This is a genomic window from Streptomyces sp. NPDC042100, from assembly GCF_055582325.1.
Genome location: NZ_JBVJDK010000001.1, coordinates 42,404 through 56,324 on the forward strand (window position 1 = coordinate 42,404; position 13,921 = coordinate 56,324).

At 72.8% G+C, this 13,921-nt stretch carries 18 protein-coding genes; 15 read left to right on the forward strand and 3 right to left on the reverse strand.

Annotated elements, in window-relative coordinates; genetic code table 11:
• Positions 1–69: 69 nt before the first annotated feature.
• From ACZ6J5_RS00215 to ACZ6J5_RS00235, 5 genes are all read left to right on the forward strand, one after another.
• On the forward strand, positions 70–759 hold the full coding sequence (locus tag ACZ6J5_RS00215) for an LmeA family phospholipid-binding protein (protein ID WP_469386090.1): 690 nt from the start codon (positions 70–72) through the stop codon (positions 757–759).
• Positions 760–1,044: 285 nt separating this feature from the next.
• Positions 1,045–1,125 (forward strand): Ms5788A family Cys-rich leader peptide, encoded by an 81-nt coding sequence (locus ACZ6J5_RS00220; RefSeq protein WP_351229977.1) that lies wholly within the window; start codon positions 1,045–1,047, stop codon positions 1,123–1,125.
• Between the two features lie 149 nt (positions 1,126–1,274).
• Complete coding sequence (locus ACZ6J5_RS00225) at positions 1,275–2,120, forward strand: sulfurtransferase (protein ID WP_469386092.1); 846 nt, start codon at positions 1,275–1,277, stop codon at positions 2,118–2,120.
• Positions 2,121–2,161: 41 nt separating this feature from the next.
• Positions 2,162–2,449 (forward strand): DUF1416 domain-containing protein, encoded by a 288-nt coding sequence (locus ACZ6J5_RS00230; protein WP_469386094.1) that lies wholly within the window; start codon positions 2,162–2,164, stop codon positions 2,447–2,449.
• A gap of 133 nt (positions 2,450–2,582) precedes the next feature.
• Positions 2,583–2,861, forward strand: coding sequence for a DUF3099 domain-containing protein (locus ACZ6J5_RS00235; protein ID WP_469386096.1), 279 nt, complete (start codon positions 2,583–2,585; stop codon positions 2,859–2,861).
• Between the two features lie 45 nt (positions 2,862–2,906).
• Here ACZ6J5_RS00235 and ACZ6J5_RS00240 read toward each other — a convergent pair whose 3' ends face one another.
• Positions 2,907–3,269: a DsrE family protein gene (locus ACZ6J5_RS00240; protein WP_469386098.1), complete on the reverse strand. Its 363-nt coding sequence runs from the start codon at positions 3,267–3,269 to the stop codon at positions 2,907–2,909.
• A 132-nt stretch (positions 3,270–3,401) separates the two neighbouring features.
• Here ACZ6J5_RS00240 and ACZ6J5_RS00245 point away from each other — a divergent pair, with 132 nt between their 5' ends.
• The 6 genes from ACZ6J5_RS00245 (at position 3,402) to ygfZ (ending at position 8,177) form a co-directional block, all read left to right on the forward strand.
• Entirely contained in the window at positions 3,402–4,175 is a 774-nt protein-coding gene (locus ACZ6J5_RS00245; protein ID WP_469386100.1) for a hypothetical protein, read from the forward strand.
• Positions 4,172–4,981: a hypothetical protein gene (locus ACZ6J5_RS00250; RefSeq protein ID WP_469386102.1), complete on the forward strand. Its 810-nt coding sequence runs from the start codon at positions 4,172–4,174 to the stop codon at positions 4,979–4,981. The genes ACZ6J5_RS00245 and ACZ6J5_RS00250 overlap by 4 nt, the downstream gene beginning before the upstream one ends.
• Positions 4,978–5,901 carry a hypothetical protein gene (locus ACZ6J5_RS00255; protein ID WP_469386104.1) on the forward strand — a complete coding sequence of 308 codons (924 nt, stop codon included), beginning with the start codon at positions 4,978–4,980 and terminating at the stop codon, positions 5,899–5,901. Before ACZ6J5_RS00250 ends, ACZ6J5_RS00255 begins: the two co-directional genes overlap by 4 nt.
• Before the next feature lie 239 nt (positions 5,902–6,140).
• A complete protein-coding gene (locus tag ACZ6J5_RS00260) occupies positions 6,141–6,713 on the forward strand; it encodes a heme-binding beta-barrel domain-containing protein (RefSeq protein WP_469386106.1) in 573 nt (190 codons plus the stop codon).
• 50 nt (positions 6,714–6,763) lie between these two features.
• On the forward strand, positions 6,764–7,201 hold the full coding sequence (locus ACZ6J5_RS00265) for a Fur family transcriptional regulator (RefSeq protein ID WP_362481779.1): 438 nt from the start codon (positions 6,764–6,766) through the stop codon (positions 7,199–7,201).
• A gap of 10 nt (positions 7,202–7,211) precedes the next feature.
• A complete protein-coding gene (gene ygfZ, locus ACZ6J5_RS00270; protein ID WP_469386108.1) occupies positions 7,212–8,177 on the forward strand; it encodes a CAF17-like 4Fe-4S cluster assembly/insertion protein YgfZ in 966 nt (321 codons plus the stop codon).
• A 27-nt stretch (positions 8,178–8,204) separates the two neighbouring features.
• On the opposite strand, the gene dtd is transcribed toward ygfZ, so the two are convergent.
• A complete protein-coding gene (gene dtd, locus ACZ6J5_RS00275) occupies positions 8,205–8,630 on the reverse strand; it encodes a D-aminoacyl-tRNA deacylase (RefSeq protein WP_362481786.1) in 426 nt (141 codons plus the stop codon).
• Positions 8,631–8,769: 139 nt separating this feature from the next.
• On the opposite strand from dtd, the gene ACZ6J5_RS00280 reads away from it, so the two are divergent.
• Positions 8,770–9,375 (forward strand): RsiG family protein, encoded by a 606-nt coding sequence (locus ACZ6J5_RS00280; protein ID WP_469386111.1) that lies wholly within the window; start codon positions 8,770–8,772, stop codon positions 9,373–9,375.
• A 136-nt stretch (positions 9,376–9,511) separates the two neighbouring features.
• Positions 9,512–10,756: a GNAT family N-acetyltransferase gene (locus ACZ6J5_RS00285; protein WP_469386113.1), complete on the forward strand. Its 1,245-nt coding sequence runs from the start codon at positions 9,512–9,514 to the stop codon at positions 10,754–10,756.
• A gap of 33 nt (positions 10,757–10,789) precedes the next feature.
• Here the strand turns inward: ACZ6J5_RS00285 and ACZ6J5_RS00290 are convergent, their stop codons facing one another.
• On the reverse strand, positions 10,790–12,208 hold the full coding sequence (locus ACZ6J5_RS00290; protein WP_469386115.1) for an MFS transporter: 1,419 nt from the start codon (positions 12,206–12,208) through the stop codon (positions 10,790–10,792).
• A gap of 137 nt (positions 12,209–12,345) precedes the next feature.
• Here ACZ6J5_RS00290 and ACZ6J5_RS00295 point away from each other — a divergent pair, with 137 nt between their 5' ends.
• Together ACZ6J5_RS00295 and ACZ6J5_RS00300 are read left to right on the forward strand one after the other, a co-directional pair.
• Positions 12,346–12,831, forward strand: a complete 486-nt coding sequence (locus tag ACZ6J5_RS00295) for a MarR family winged helix-turn-helix transcriptional regulator (RefSeq protein ID WP_469386117.1) — start codon at positions 12,346–12,348, stop codon at positions 12,829–12,831.
• On the forward strand, positions 12,828–13,496 hold the full coding sequence (locus ACZ6J5_RS00300) for an HAD domain-containing protein (protein WP_469386119.1): 669 nt from the start codon (positions 12,828–12,830) through the stop codon (positions 13,494–13,496). Before ACZ6J5_RS00295 ends, ACZ6J5_RS00300 begins: the two co-directional genes overlap by 4 nt.
• Positions 13,497–13,921: the final 425 nt, after the last annotated feature.

Below are 13,921 nucleotides of genomic sequence, written 5' to 3' on the forward strand. Positions count from 1 at the left end.
GTCGAGGGCCGGAAGCTTTTCCGGCGCCGTCCCGGGGCCGTCCCGGGGGAATCTCAAGGGATGGGAACCATGCGGGCACTGCGGACTCTGCTGATCCTGGCCATCGTGCTCGGCGGGATCCTCGTCGGCGTGGACCGGCTGGCGGTGGCCTACGCGGAGTCGGAGGCGGCCGGCCGGGTGAGCCTGGGAGCCGTCCGCGCCGAGTCCACCGACGTGGACATCAAGGGCTTCCCCTTCCTCACCCAGGTCGCCGGCAAGCGCCTCGACGAGGTCGAGGTGCGGCTGACCGGGGTCCGGGCGAGCGCCGGGGGCCGCCCGGTGCGGATCGGCGAGCTGACCGCCTCCCTGCGCGACGTCACCCTCGGCGAGGGCTACACGAGCGCCCGCGCGGCCACCGCCACCGGCACCGCGCTGATCTCGTACGCGGACCTGGGCGCGGCCTCCGGGCGGGACGTCCAGGTCGCCTACGGCGGCGACGGCAAGCTGAAGGTCACCGGCGGGGTGAGGGTGATGGGCCGCTCGCTCACGCGCAGCGTGGTGTCGACGGTGACGCTGGTGGAGGGCGACACCCTGCGGGTGCGCGCCGACGCGGTGCCCGGCGAGGGCATCCCGGGCCTGGAGGGCCTGGTGCGCGCCCGCACCGACTTCGACCGCCGGATCGAGGGCCTGCCCAAGGGCATGACGCTGTCGAAGGTGGAGGCGCGGGCGGACGGCCTGGCGATCTCGGTGACCGGCCGGGACGTGGTCCTGGCGGGCTGACGCCCCGCGCCCGCCCCGTCCCGCGCCCGCCCCGCGCGCCGTCCCGCGCACCCGCGCCACCCGTGCGAATCGGCATATTCCAGCCCGCCCCGGCCCGTATCCGAGGCGGGCTGATCACATACTGAGACACCCCTGTCCGATCCGCAGAAGCGGAACCGGGACACGTCGCCCCACGGGCTCCCGGGCGCCCCGGGCCCCTCTTCTCATCCCGCATGGTGGACGATCGTGTCTCAAAATACGACACACCGGTGACACGGCCGCCTGTCCGTCCCTACGATCGAGGGCATGAAGCGACAGGCGGACCTCACGAAGCGGCGGGCAGTAGACCTGTGCCGCGTCGCCGCCATGCTCTGTCGCCCGGTCTGAGCGGGACGCACTGCTCCCGTATTCCTCGGGCCCTACGACGTGACGTCGGGGCCACCTTTTGCGCAGCAGCACCACCATCGCCCGACGGCGATGGCGCGTACCCGCACGAACCGCACGAACCGCCGCACACTGCCCCGGAGGAGAACAGCATGGCTCGCAGCGACGTCCTGGTCGACGCCGACTGGGTCGAGGCCAACCTCGACAACCCCCAGGTCGCCCTGGTCGAGGTCGACGAGGACACCTCGGCCTACGAGAAGAACCACATCCGCAACGCCATCCGGATCGACTGGACGAAGGACCTCCAGGACCCGGTCCGCCGCGACTTCATCGACCAGGAGGGCTTCGAGAAGCTCCTCTCCGCCAAGGGCATCGGCAACGACACCACGGTCGTGCTCTACGGCGGCAACAACAACTGGTTCGCCTCCTACGCCTACTGGTACTTCAAGCTCTACGGCCACCAGGACGTCAAGCTCCTCGACGGCGGGCGCAAGAAGTGGGAGCTCGACTCCCGCGACCTGGTCGACGGCTCCGAGGTCCCGAGCCGCCCGGCCACCGCGTACAAGGCCCAGCCGCAGGACACCTCGATCCGCGCCTTCCGCGACGACGTCGTGGCCGCGATCGACGTGCAGAACCTGGTCGACGTGCGCTCGCCCGACGAGTTCTCCGGCAAGCTGCTCGCGCCGGCCCACCTCCCGCAGGAGCAGTCGCAGCGCCCGGGCCACGTCCCGTCCGCCCGCAACATCCCGTGGTCGAAGAACGCCAACGACGACGGCACCTTCAAGTCGGACGAGGAGCTGAAGGCCCTCTACGAGGACGAGCGGGTGGACCTGGCGAAGGACACCGTCGCCTACTGCCGCATCGGCGAGCGCTCCGCGCTCACCTGGTTCGTCCTGCACGAGCTGCTGGAGGTCCCGAACGTCAAGAACTACGACGGCTCGTGGACCGAGTACGGCTCCCTCGTCGGCGTGCCGATCGAGCTCGGCGCCAACAAGTAACCCCTCCTCCCCAGGACCCCTCGACCGTAAGGATTCCCACCATGTGCGGAGCGCAGCCCGGCGGCCCCGACGCCTCGACCATCAAGCCCGGCGAGACCACGATCCAGGGCTTCGTGACCAAGGACGGCCAGCCCGTCACCGGTTACGTCCGCCTCCTGGACTCGACCGGTGAGTTCACGGCCGAGGTCCCGACCTCCGCCACCGGCCAGTTCCGCTTCTACGCGGCCGAGGGCACCTGGACCGTCCGCGCCCTGGTCCCCGGCGGCACCGCCGACCGCGAGGTCGTGGCCCAGAAGGGCGGCCTGGCCGAGGTCGCCATCGCGGTCTGACCCGCGGTTCACGAACGGCCGGAGGGCCGTGCCTCCTGGGGGGTTGGACGCCATCACCAGGCTCGGGGCACGGCCCTTCGGCTTGCCCGCCGCGCGCCTTCCCGGCCGAGGCCCCCGGCCGTACGCTGGAGACGTGTACGCACGGCGTAGGCGCGTCTACTTCTGGATGATGGGTGCCTGCCTGGTCCTCTTCGTGGGCGCCTGGGCCGTCGTGCGCCTCTTCTCGGTCCCCGTCGCCATCGGCATGTGCGTGGTCGCCATGCTGATCCCCCCGGTCGCCGCGATGACCGCGAACCGGAGGGGGCCGGAGGACCGCTGGTGGGACGACCCCTCCGGGGACCGGAAGTCCGACGAGTGGTGGGACGAGCTGGACGGGAAGAAGGGCCCCCGGGACCGGGAGGACGGCGACTAGCGGAGGCCGGGCCGCCCCCGTGGCGGCCCTGGCAGGCGACAGGCCCTAGTAGACGAGCGCCTGCGTCCCCTCGCCCATGACCTCCTGGACGAAGACCTGCGCGCCCGCGATGCGGACGCCCTCCAGGACGTCCTCCTCGGTGATCTCCCGGCGGGTCGCGCACTGGGTGCACAGGGTGATCCGGCCGGCCGCCAGGATCGAGTCGATCAGGTCCGGCAGCGGCGCGGCGTGCGGGAGCTCGAACTCCGCCGCGCGGCCGGGCAGGGCGAACCACGAGGACTCGCCGGTCAGCCAGAGCGAGACCTCCACGCCGCTGGCGACGGCGACGGCCGCCACCGTGAAGGCCTGGGAGCAGCGTTCGGGGGCGTCGGCCCCGGCGGTCACCTTGATCACGAGCTTCTTCGCCATATACCGAACTGTAATGCGAGCTTCCGCAACCCCCGGTGGATCTCACGTGTCAGTGGAGTGCGCGGGTCACGGAATCCGCGCTTCTCGTCTCGTGGGGGGACTGTTTTGGAAGCGACACAAGCGACGGAAGCGGTGGAATCCGCTCCGGACCAGGCGACGGAGACCGTCGTCGAGGTCCGGCCTCCGCGCCGGATCGGGCGCACGGTCGCGCTCATCGGCATCGCCGCCGTCCTGGGCGTCATCGGCGGCACGGCCGTCGGCTACGGAGTCCAGGCCCAGCGCGAGCCCACCGCGCTGCCGGCCCTCAACCAGCCCGGCCTCGCCTACCCGGCCAAGCCGCTCCCGAAGGGCCGGGAGCCCGAGCCGCTGCCGGTGGCCGAGGACCGCCAGGCGAAGACGGACGGGGACCTGCGCAGGCTCCTGGTGCCGAGGCCGCCCGGCGGCCGCGCGGGCGAGTTCGCGGCGCCGGACGGCTGGTACGACCTCTCCTCGTACGCCGCGGGTTTCAAGGACGAGAGCTGGATGCTGGAGTCCCTCAGCGAGAACCGGGTGCGCCGTGTCGCCGTGCGCAGCTGGGACTCCGGCGCCGACCGTTCGACGGTCGTCAAGCTGGTGCAGTTCCGGCCGTCGGACGCGCTCGGGGCGGTCGAGCACGCCGAGGGGCAGCGGGACTACATGCCGGAGAAGGAGCACGCCGGCAACGACGGCGACCCGATCAAGGGCAGCGGCAACGGCCGCTACTACCTCTATCCGGTGCACAAGGAAGCCGGCTATCTCGACCTCTACCGCGCGCGGGCCGTCTTCCAGCGCGGTGACGTGATGGTCGACATCAACATCTACGACACGAAGAAGGTCAGCAAGAGCGACATCCGCGCGCTGGCCGAGAAGCAGCTGGAGCGTCTGTGACGGAGCAGCATCGGACCGCCGAGGCGGTCCCGGTCCCCGCGCCGGGCCGGAAGTGGCTCGGGATCGTCCTGCCCGCCGTCCTCGTGCTGGGTGCCGCCGGCGGGGGCATCGCCTACACCGCCGTGACCGTCTCGAACGCCGACCGGTCGGCCGGGACGATCGCCTGGGAGGACCCGTCCGGCAAGCCCGCCGAGGACCCCGCCGCCCACGCCGCCCGGGGCCGCGCGGACACACCGATGAGCAGGCTCCTGCTGCCGGTCCCGAGCGGCTTCGGGCTCGGGCCGGACATCGAGTCGTACGGGAACGACGGTGAGCTCGGCGAGAAGGAGGCCGCCGCCCTGCTGAAGGGCGACGCGCGCGGGCTCTCCGGCAAGAAGCGCCGCGACTTCGAGAAGCGGATCGACCGGCTCGGCGTCCAGGGCGTCGGCGTGCGCTCGTTCACCGCGGACTCGAACGACCTCGTCGTCGAGGTCCAGATCATCCGGATGAAGAACAAGCAGCGGGTCCACGACCTGCACGCGCTCAAGAAGGAGCTCGGCGAGCTCCTGAAGTTCCCCAAGGGCCCGAAGATCGAGGGCCACAAGAACTCGGCCTGCTATCTGCTGCCCGACTTCGAGGAGGGCGGGAACGACACGAAGGACGACCGGTCCGACACGGACCTCGGCGGCATGACCTGTTCCGCGTACGACTCCGACCTGCTGGTCTCCGTCCGCGCGTACGGAGCGCAGCCCTTCGAGAAGGCCTCCGTCGCCGAGCTGGTGAAGAAGCAGCTCGACCACATCAAGTCCCCGGGGGAGTACGTATGAGCGAGCAGCTGACGGCCGTGGAGGAGGACGGGACCGTCGCGCCCGAGGGTGTCCCGGCCGAGACCGCGCCCGAGACCGCGCCCGAGACCGTCGAGGCCGAGGCCGTCGAGGCCGAGGCCGTCGAGGCCGAGGCCGTCGGGAGCGCCGCTCCTTCCGGGAAGCGGCGGCGGGTGCTCGGGGCCGTCGCCCGCTGGACGGCGGCCGTCCTGGTCTGCGGCGGGGTCGGCGCCGGTACGGCCGCCGGCATCACCTCCATGGAGCGCACCGACGTCCCCGGCCTCGCCACCGAGAGCGACGGCCGCTGGGACTACCCGCGCCTCAGCCTTCCGGCGCTGCCCGAGGGCTCCCCCCGGCCCTTCGCCGACGGCAACGAAGGCGAGGTCCACCACGCGGACGTGCGCCGCCTGCTGCTGCCCGCCCCGGCGGGCGCCAAGGTCGACGCGAAGGCGGACGGCGGCTGGGCGACCACGGACGCCTTCCTGTCCCTGTACGAGAAGGACGACCGGCCCGGTCTCGCCCAGGCCCTCGCCGACTCGACGCTGCGGCACATCGCGGTCCGGTCCTGGACCATGCCGGACGGCACGCGCAGCAGTGTCCACCTGCTGCGGTTCGGGTCGGTCGCGTACGCGGAGGAGTTCAAGGACACCCTGGTGGCCTCGGACGACGGCGACGCCGTCCCGGAGATCCTGCCGCCCGGCGTGCGGGGCGCGAAGCTGGGGGGCTACGGCGACGACATCGACGTCGAGGGCACCCGGCCGTACATCTTCGAGGAGCCGAAGCCCTACGGTCCCGAGCAGACCCGCTGGGCGTACATCCAGGCGGGTGACACGCTCGCGGTCGTCCGCCAGTCCCGCGCGGGCGAGGCCGCGCCCGTGCCCTTCCAGCAGACCGTGACCCTGCAGAACCAGCTGCTCGGCTGATCGGCCCCGCCGTCACCCCGAGACCCACCTCACCGAGAACCCCGGACCCCGGCCCACTAAGCTGGGGTCCGGCCCGTTCCGCCTTCACCGCTCAGTCGAGGAGCACCAAAGTGATCGTTTTCTTCGAAGTCCTGCTGGCGCTCGTCTGCGTCGCGGTCCTGGCCTTCGCCGGACTGACCGTGAAGAAGCTGTACCAGGGCCAGCGCTAACCACTCCATCACAGATCGCCTGAGCTGCTCATGATCTCGATTCCGTCCGACCTCAATCCGGACCTCGTCCCCCTCGCGTTCCTCCTCGGCACGTGGGAGGGCGCGGGCGTCTCCGACTTCCCCGGCGCCGAGAAGTGCAACTTCGGTCAGTCCGTGACGTTCAGCCACGACGGCCGGGACTTCCTCGAGTACCACTCGCACTCCTGGGTCCTGGACGCCGACGGCGGCAAGGTCCGCCCGCTGGAGAGCGAGAGCGGCTACTGGCGCATCGACAAGGACCGCAAGGTCGAGGTCGTCATGGTCCGTGACCAGGGCGTCGTCGAGGTCTGGTACGGCGAGCTCGCCCACCAGAAGCCGCAGATCGACATCGCGACCGACGCCGTCGCCCGCACCGAGGCCTCCGGCCCGTACAGCGGTGGCAAGCGCCTCTACGGCTACGTCAACAGCGACCTCATGTGGGTCGGCGAGAAGGCCACCCCCGAGGTCCCGCTGCGGCCCTACATGTCGGCGCACCTGAAGAAGGTCGTCACCCCCGAGGAGGTCGCCGAGATGGCGCGCAACCTCCCCGACATGCCGGACGACGGCATCGCCTTCTTCAAGTAGGCCGAGCGGGGCCGTGCCACGGTGCGCCGCGCCCTCCTACACTGGGGGGCGTGGTGAGCACCGACTGGAAGAGCGACCTGCGGCAGCGCGGCTACCGGCTGACGCCCCAGCGCCAGCTTGTCCTGGAGGCGGTGGACGTGCTGGAGCACGCGACCCCCGACGACATCCTCGTCGAGGTCCGCAAGACCGCCGCCGGCGTCAACATCTCCACCGTCTACCGGACCCTGGAGCTCTTGGAGGAGCTCGGGCTGGTCAGCCACGCCCACCTCGGGCACGGCGCCCCGACCTACCACCTCGCCGACCGGCACCACCACCTCCACCTGGTCTGCCGGGACTGCACCGAGGTCATCGAGGCCGACGTCGAGGTCGCCGCCGACTTCACCGCGAAGCTCCGCCGGGACTTCGGCTTCGAGACCGACATGAAGCACTTCGCGATCTTCGGCCGCTGCCGGGACTGCGCCCGGAAGGCAGCCGGCGCCGAGTCGTAGTCTTGGGGACATGAAGAGCCCCCTGCTGTCCCTGCCCGGCGCCGTCCCCGCCGAGGGCCGTGACGAAGGCGTCGCCGCGCACTACGGCGATCTGTTCCGCGAGCAGCGGACCCTCGCCGACGGCACCGGATTCGTCGACCTCTCGCACCACGGCGTCATCACCGTCACCGGCGACGACCGGCTGAGCTGGCTGCACCTGCTGCTCACCCAGCACGTCAGCGACCTGCCGCCGGGGCAGGCCACCGAGGCGCTGATCCTCTCCGCGAACGGGCACATCGAGCACGCCCTGTACCTCGTCGACGACGGCGAGACGGTCTGGGCGCACGTCGAGCCCGGCACCCGCGCCGAGCTGGTCGGCTATCTGGAGTCGATGAAGTTCTTCTACCGGGTCGAGGTCGCCGACCGCACCGAGGACTTCGCCGTCGTGCACCTGCCGGCCGGTTCGGTCGCCGAGGCGCCCGAGGGCGTGGTCGTGCGCGAGACGGCGTACGGCCGGGACCTCTTCCTGCCGCGCGCCGGCCTGGAGTCCTTCGCGGGGACGCACGGCCCGGCGGCCGGCGTCCTCGCGTACGAGGCGCTGCGGGTCGAGGCGCACCGGCCGAGGCTCGGCTTCGAGACCGACCACCGCACGATCCCGCACGAGCTGGGGCTCATCCCCGGCGCCGTGCACCTCCAGAAGGGCTGCTACCGAGGCCAGGAGACCGTGGCCCGGGTGCAGAACCTGGGCAAGCCGCCGAGGCGCCTGGTCTTCCTGCACCTGGACGGCAGCGAGGTGCTGCTGCCCGGGCACGGCACGCCGGTGCGGCTCGCCGCCGACGGCGCGGAGGGGCGGCAGCTCGGCTTCGTCACGAGCTCGGCGCGCCACCACGAGCTGGGGCCGATCGCGCTGGCGCTGGTGAAGCGGAACGTGCCGGTCGACGCCGATCTCGTGGCCGGGACGACCGCCGCCGCGCAGGAGACGGTCGTCGAGCCGTAGGCGCGGCCCCCGCCGAAGCGGGCGGGGTCAGACCTCGATCAGGACCGTGAACGGGCCGTGGTTGGTGAGCGACACGCGCATGTCGGCACCGAAGCGGCCCGTCTCCACGCGCGCGCCGAGCCGCCGCAGCTGCTCGACCACCTCGTCGACGAGGGGCTCGGCGACCGGGCCGGGCGCCGCCGCGTTCCAGGTGGGGCGGCGGCCCTTGCGGGCGTCTCCGTAGAGGGTGAACTGGGAGATGACGAGAAGCGGCGCGTTCACGTCGGAGCAGGACTTCTCGTCCTCCAGCACCCGGACGGACCAGAGCTTTCTGGCCAATTGCGCCGCCTTCTCGGGGGTGTCGTCATGGGTCACCCCGACCAGGACGCACAGCCCCTCGCCGACGATCTCGCCGACGGTCTCCCCTGCGACGACGACACGCGCGCCGTCCACCCTCTGCACCACTGCTCGCATGCGTACCAACCTACCGATCGTCCCGGCGGCCGAAGGAACGAGGGCCGAACGGGTGCAGACCGCCTGCGTCGGCCGGGGGCGGAGTGGCACCATGCGTGTCAGGCGGTGCGGTTCCGCACCGGTCGAGGGGACGAATCTCATGAGTGCACCTGGCACCGGGCACACGCCGTCCGGTCCCGTTCCGCTGTTCCGAACCGGCGGCGCCGTCGGGCGCCCGCCCGCGCAGCGGAGCGCCGAGCCCGGCCTGCCGGAGCGGTCGCGGCCGGATCTCGGCGCGCTGCGGCTGCCCGAGCTGCGGGCGCTGCGGCGCGACGCGCAGGGCGACGAGGCGGACCTCAGCTACGTACGGCGGATGCTGCAGGGCCGGATCGACATCTTGCGCGCGGAGCTGGCGCGGCGTAGCGACCCGGAGGCGCCGGTCCTGGACCGGCTGTCCGAGATCCTGGCCGACGCGCCGTCGCGGCGCGGGGCGGCGGCCAGGTCGGCGCGGCACGTGACGCTGTCGACGCCGCGCAGCGAGGAGTACCGGCGGCTGGCCGCCGAGATGCTGTCCGAGGTCGAGCTGTCCGACCTGTCGGCCCGTACGGACGCCGAGCTGCACACGGCGATGGGGCGGCTGGCCGGGTACGAGCAGCAGGTCTCCCGGCGCCGGCAGGAGCTCCAGCACACCGCCGACGACTGCAGCGCCGAGATCGCCCGCCGCTACCGCGAGGGCGAGGCGCAGGTCGACGACCTGCTGGCCTGAGCGGGCCGGGCCGGGGCGGGGCGGACGCGGGCCGGCGGCAAGGGCCCTGGGCGGACGCGGCCGGGCGGCGCGGGGCCTGGGCGCGCCCCCGGAAACCCGGGTGCGGGCGGCTTCGGGCGGCGCTTAGGTTGGCCGGATGAGCCTTGAGGTGCGTCCGATCGACGAGTCCGAGTTCCGCGCGTGGCTGCGGGCCATCCGGGTGGCGTTCCTGCACCCGCCCGTCGTGCCGGACGAGGAGGTCGCGGACAAGCTCCCGCACCACGAACTGGCGCGTACCTTCGGCGCCTTCGACCGGGGCCGGCTGGTCGCCACCTTCCGCTCCTTCGACCAGGAGCTGAGCACCGTCGGCGGGGCCGCCCTCGCGGCGAACGCGGTCAGCGCCGTCACGGTCTCCCCGACCCACCGCAGGCGCGGGCTGCTCAGCCGGATGATGCGGGAGGACCTGGCGGCGGCGAAGGAGCGCGGCGCGGCCTGCGCGACGCTGATCGCCGCCGAGTACCCGATCTACGGGCGGTTCGGCTTCGGTCCGGCGAGCTGGGCGACCGAGTGGTCCGTCGACGTGGCCAGGTCCGGTCTCGACCCGCGCGGGCCGGGCGCGGGGGAGGACGGCGGGGAGGTCGAGCTGACCGACGCCGCCGGAATCCGCGCGCTGGGTCCCGCGCTGCACCGGCGGCTGGCCGGGCGGTGGGCCGGGGTCACCGCGCGCACGCCCCGCAACTGGGAGCTCGTGACCGGCGGCGGCTTCCGCGCCAAGCCGTGGACCGAGCCGTACCACGCGGTGTACCGGGGGGAGTCGGGCGAGGCCGAGGGGTACGTGTCCTACACGGCCGAGGACAAGTGGAGCGACGCGAACCAGCCGGACGGCAGGGTCAGCGTGCGGGAGCTGGTGGCGGCCGGTCCGGCGGCGGAGCGGGCGCTGTGGCGGTTCGTGTGCGCGATCGACTGGGTCACCGAGGTGCGCTCGGGCGGGCGGGCCCCGGACGACCCGCTGCCGCTGCTGCTGCCCGATCCGCGGGCGGCGCGGGTGGTGACCCACTCGGACATGCTGTGGCTGCGGGTCCTCGACGTGCCGAAGGTGCTCGAACCGCGGACGTACGCGACGGAGGGCACGCTCGTCCTGGACGTGCGGGACGCGGCGGGCCTGGCGGGCGGGCGCTTCCGGCTGGACGCCTCGCCGAAGGGCGGCTCCTGCGTGCCGACCGCCGAGGCGCCGGACCTGGTGCTGGACGTGGCGGAGCTGGCGCGGCTGGCGCTGGGCGACGAGTCCGTGTCGCGGCTGGTGGCGCTGGGCCGGATCGAGGAGGCGGCGCCGGGCGCGGCGGCGCGGGCGGACCTGTTGCTGCGGTCCGCCCGGCGCGCGTGGACGCTCGACGTCTTCTGAGCCGTCTTCTGAGCCGTCTTCCGACCCGTCCGCTCAGGCCGCGACGGTGAGCTCGCTCGGCGCGGGCTTCGGGGTCCTGAGCAGGGCGAGGGCGAGCCCGAAGGCGACGACCAGCAGGGCGGCGCCGACGGCGAAGGCCAGGTGGTAGCCGCCGGTGAGGGCCTCTGCGGTGGAGCGGCCGGCGGCGGTGAGGGTCTCGGTGCGGGCGGCGGCCAGGGTGGACAGGACCGCGATGCCGAGGGCCATGCCGATCTGCTGGGTGGTGTTGAAGAGGCCCGAGGCGAGGCCCGCGTCGGCCTCCTCGGCGCCGGACATGCCGAGCGCGGTCAGCGCGGGCAGGGCGAGTCCGAAGCCGGCGGCGAGCAGCATCGGGGGCAGCAGGTCGACGGCGTACGAGGCGTGGACGGGGAGCCGGGCGAGCAGGACGAGCATGGCGACGAGCAGGGCGAGGCCGGTGAGCAGGACGTTGCGCTCGCCGAAGCGGGTGATCAGGCGGGCCGACAGGCCGAGGGAGACGAGCCCGACGACGGCGGCGGCGGGCAGCATCCCGAGCCCGGTCTCGGCGGCGCCGTAGCCGAGCACCCGCTGCATGTGGAGGGCGACCAGCACCTGGAAGGAGAACAGGGCGGCGACCATCAGCATCTGGATCAGGTTGGCGGCGCCGACGCGGCGGGAGCGCAGGACGCGCGGCGGGAGCAGCGGGTCGGCGGTGGTGGCCTGGCGGCGGAAGAAGCCGGCGAGCAGCGCGAGGGCGAGGGCGCCGAGGCCCAGGGTGCGGGCGGAGCCGGCTCCGTGCTCCTCGATGCCGACGACCGCGTAGATGCCGGTCATGAGGCCGGAGGTGACGAGCAGGGCGCCGAGCAGGTCGGCCCGGCCGCGGGTGGGCGCGGGGCGGTCGGCGGGCAGCGCGGGGAGGGCGGCGAGCAGGGCGGCGAGGCCGATGGGGAGGTTGATGAAGAAGATCCAGTTCCAGGCGAGGGCGTCGGTGAGGACGCCGCCGAGGACCTGCCCGAGGGAGGCGCCGGCCGCGCCGGTGAAGCTGAACACGGCGATGGCGCGGGCGCGTTCGCGGGGTTCGGTGAAGAGGGTGACGAGGATGCCGAGGCCGACGGCGGAGGCCATGGCGCTGCCGACGCCCTGGAGGAAGCGGGCCGCGATGAGGACGGCGGGGGAGGCGGCGAGTCCGGCGAGGACGGAGGCGGCGGTGAAGAGCCCGGTCCCGGCGAGGAAGACGCGCTTGCGGCCGATGAGGTCGCCGAGGCGGCCGGCGAGCAGGAGCAGGGCGCCGAAGGCGATCAGGTAGGCGTTGACGATCCAGCTGAGGCCGGCGGGGGAGAAGCCGAGGTCGTTCTGGATGGCGGGCATGGCGACGGTGACGATGCTGCCGTCGAGGATCGTCATCAGCATGCTGGTGGCGAGGACGGCGAGGGCGGTCCAGCGTGAGGCGGGCATGACGGTGCCTCCCTTTCGGGGCGGGTGCGGGGCGGGGGGTCCGTGCGTGGCGACGGTGTCGACGAGATGGAACGCTAACAGATAGTTCCGTTGCGGACTATCTATCTCGGTCAGTCTTTCTCGGTACCCTGGTCCGTATGACCTCCATGGCGCCCGCACGCACCGAGCCCGACCTCTCCTACCTCCTCGACCACACCAGCCACGTCCTGCGGACGCGGATGGCCGCCCGGCTCGGCGAGATCGGGCTGACCGCCCGGATGCACTGCGTCCTGGTCCACGCGCTGGAGCAGGAGCGGACGCAGGCGCAGCTCGCCGAGATCGGCGACATGGACAAGACGACGATGGTGGTGACCGTCGACGCCCTGGAGAAGGCGGGCCTGGCCGAACGCCGCCCGTCGAGCGCCGACCGCCGCGCCCGGATCATCGCGGTCACCGAGGAGGGCGCGCGGGTCGCGAAGGAGAGCCAGCGGATCGTCGACTCGGTCCACGAGACCGCCCTGGCCTCCCTCCCCGCCCAGGACCGCGAAGCCCTCCTCCACGCCCTGAACCTCCTGGCCACCGGCCACCTGGCCACCCCCGACCAGGGCCCCCACAACGCCCGCCGCGCGAGGCAGTCCCAGTGACCGGCGGGCCCCTGCTGTTCCTGGACGTCGACGGCCCCCTGATCCCCTTCGGCGGCCCGGCCCCGCACCCGGTCCACGCCCCCGTGCCCCCGGCCGGCGTCCACCCCCTGCTCGGCCGCCTCGACCCGGCACACGGCCCCCGCCTCTCCGCCCTGGGCTGTGAGCTCGTCTGGGCGACCACCTGGGGCGCCGCCGCCAACGAACTCCTCGCCCCGCGCCTGGGCCTGGCACCCCTGCCGGTGGTCGACTGGCCGGACGAGGACGAGGACGAGGACGAGGACGAGGACGAGGGCGAGGGCGAGGGCGAGGGCGAGGGTGGCGGCGAGGCGCTCGCGTCCGGTCCGCGCGGCCTGCACTGGAAGACCCGCGCCCTCTCCGCCTGGGCGGCGGGCCGCCCGTACGCCTGGCTGGACGACGAGCTCCGCCCCCTCGACCGCGCCTGGACCTCGGCCCACCATCCGGCCCCCACGCTCCTGCGCCGGGTGGACCCGCACCTGGGGCTGACGTCGGCGGACTTCGCGGCGGTGGCGGAGTGGGCGGCCCGTTGTGAGCCGTTCCGGTCAAGGAGGGCGGAAGGTCGCCGATGCCACCACGATCCCGGATCACCGAGCAGAGCAGTCCCTGTTATCGGCTGCGACGGCATCGCGAACGAAGCTATCGACTGAGTAGCGAGTCCTGGGGCGGCCCCATGCCGTGGACGCCGGTATCCCGCCAGCTGGATGACGGGGGATCGACCTTGTCGACCATGAGGAGCTCTGCACGCGACATGGCAATGGCGTGGACCAGTTGTCTGGCCTCGAAGCGCCGAGGCCGCATCTACCAAACGCGGTTGGTGCTCACACTGGCCCCCCTGCCAGTCGACCTCGGAACACCTGCTTGCGATGGCTTCTCGCTCGCATCATGTCGTGTGCGCGGTAAGGCCGCCTCCGTGAACGGATTGCGTACGACAAAGACTTGCCCAGGGCGCGGTAGGCGTTGAGCGAGGGGCTGGCCACTGAGCGGAACCAGGAGGGTGCGGCACGGTCGGTGCCCGGAACTCGGACTCCTGCGACCTGCGCAAAGGTGCGGCCTTTCCAGAGTGGGTGGGCTG

What these genes read in the sequence shown, in the direction of transcription:
- ACZ6J5_RS00215 (WP_469386090.1), top strand. Translation starts at nt 70, where the DNA reads ATGCGGGCACTGCGGACTCTGCTGATCCTGGCCATCGTGCTCGGCGGG.
- ACZ6J5_RS00220 (WP_351229977.1), top strand. Translation starts at nt 1,045, where the DNA reads ATGAAGCGACAGGCGGACCTCACGAAGCGGCGGGCAGTAGACCTGTGC.
- ACZ6J5_RS00225 (WP_469386092.1), top strand. Translation starts at nt 1,275, where the DNA reads ATGGCTCGCAGCGACGTCCTGGTCGACGCCGACTGGGTCGAGGCCAAC.
- ACZ6J5_RS00230 (WP_469386094.1), top strand. Translation starts at nt 2,162, where the DNA reads ATGTGCGGAGCGCAGCCCGGCGGCCCCGACGCCTCGACCATCAAGCCC.
- ACZ6J5_RS00240 (WP_469386098.1), bottom strand. Translation starts at nt 3,269, where the DNA reads ATGGCGAAGAAGCTCGTGATCAAGGTGACCGCCGGGGCCGACGCCCCC.
- ACZ6J5_RS00255 (WP_469386104.1), top strand. Translation starts at nt 4,978, where the DNA reads ATGAGCGAGCAGCTGACGGCCGTGGAGGAGGACGGGACCGTCGCGCCC.
- ACZ6J5_RS00260 (WP_469386106.1), top strand. Translation starts at nt 6,141, where the DNA reads ATGATCTCGATTCCGTCCGACCTCAATCCGGACCTCGTCCCCCTCGCG.
- ygfZ (WP_469386108.1), top strand. Translation starts at nt 7,212, where the DNA reads ATGAAGAGCCCCCTGCTGTCCCTGCCCGGCGCCGTCCCCGCCGAGGGC.
- dtd (WP_362481786.1), bottom strand. Translation starts at nt 8,630, where the DNA reads ATGCGAGCAGTGGTGCAGAGGGTGGACGGCGCGCGTGTCGTCGTCGCA.
- ACZ6J5_RS00280 (WP_469386111.1), top strand. Translation starts at nt 8,770, where the DNA reads ATGAGTGCACCTGGCACCGGGCACACGCCGTCCGGTCCCGTTCCGCTG.
- ACZ6J5_RS00285 (WP_469386113.1), top strand. Translation starts at nt 9,512, where the DNA reads ATGAGCCTTGAGGTGCGTCCGATCGACGAGTCCGAGTTCCGCGCGTGG.
- ACZ6J5_RS00290 (WP_469386115.1), bottom strand. Translation starts at nt 12,208, where the DNA reads ATGCCCGCCTCACGCTGGACCGCCCTCGCCGTCCTCGCCACCAGCATG.
- ACZ6J5_RS00295 (WP_469386117.1), top strand. Translation starts at nt 12,346, where the DNA reads ATGACCTCCATGGCGCCCGCACGCACCGAGCCCGACCTCTCCTACCTC.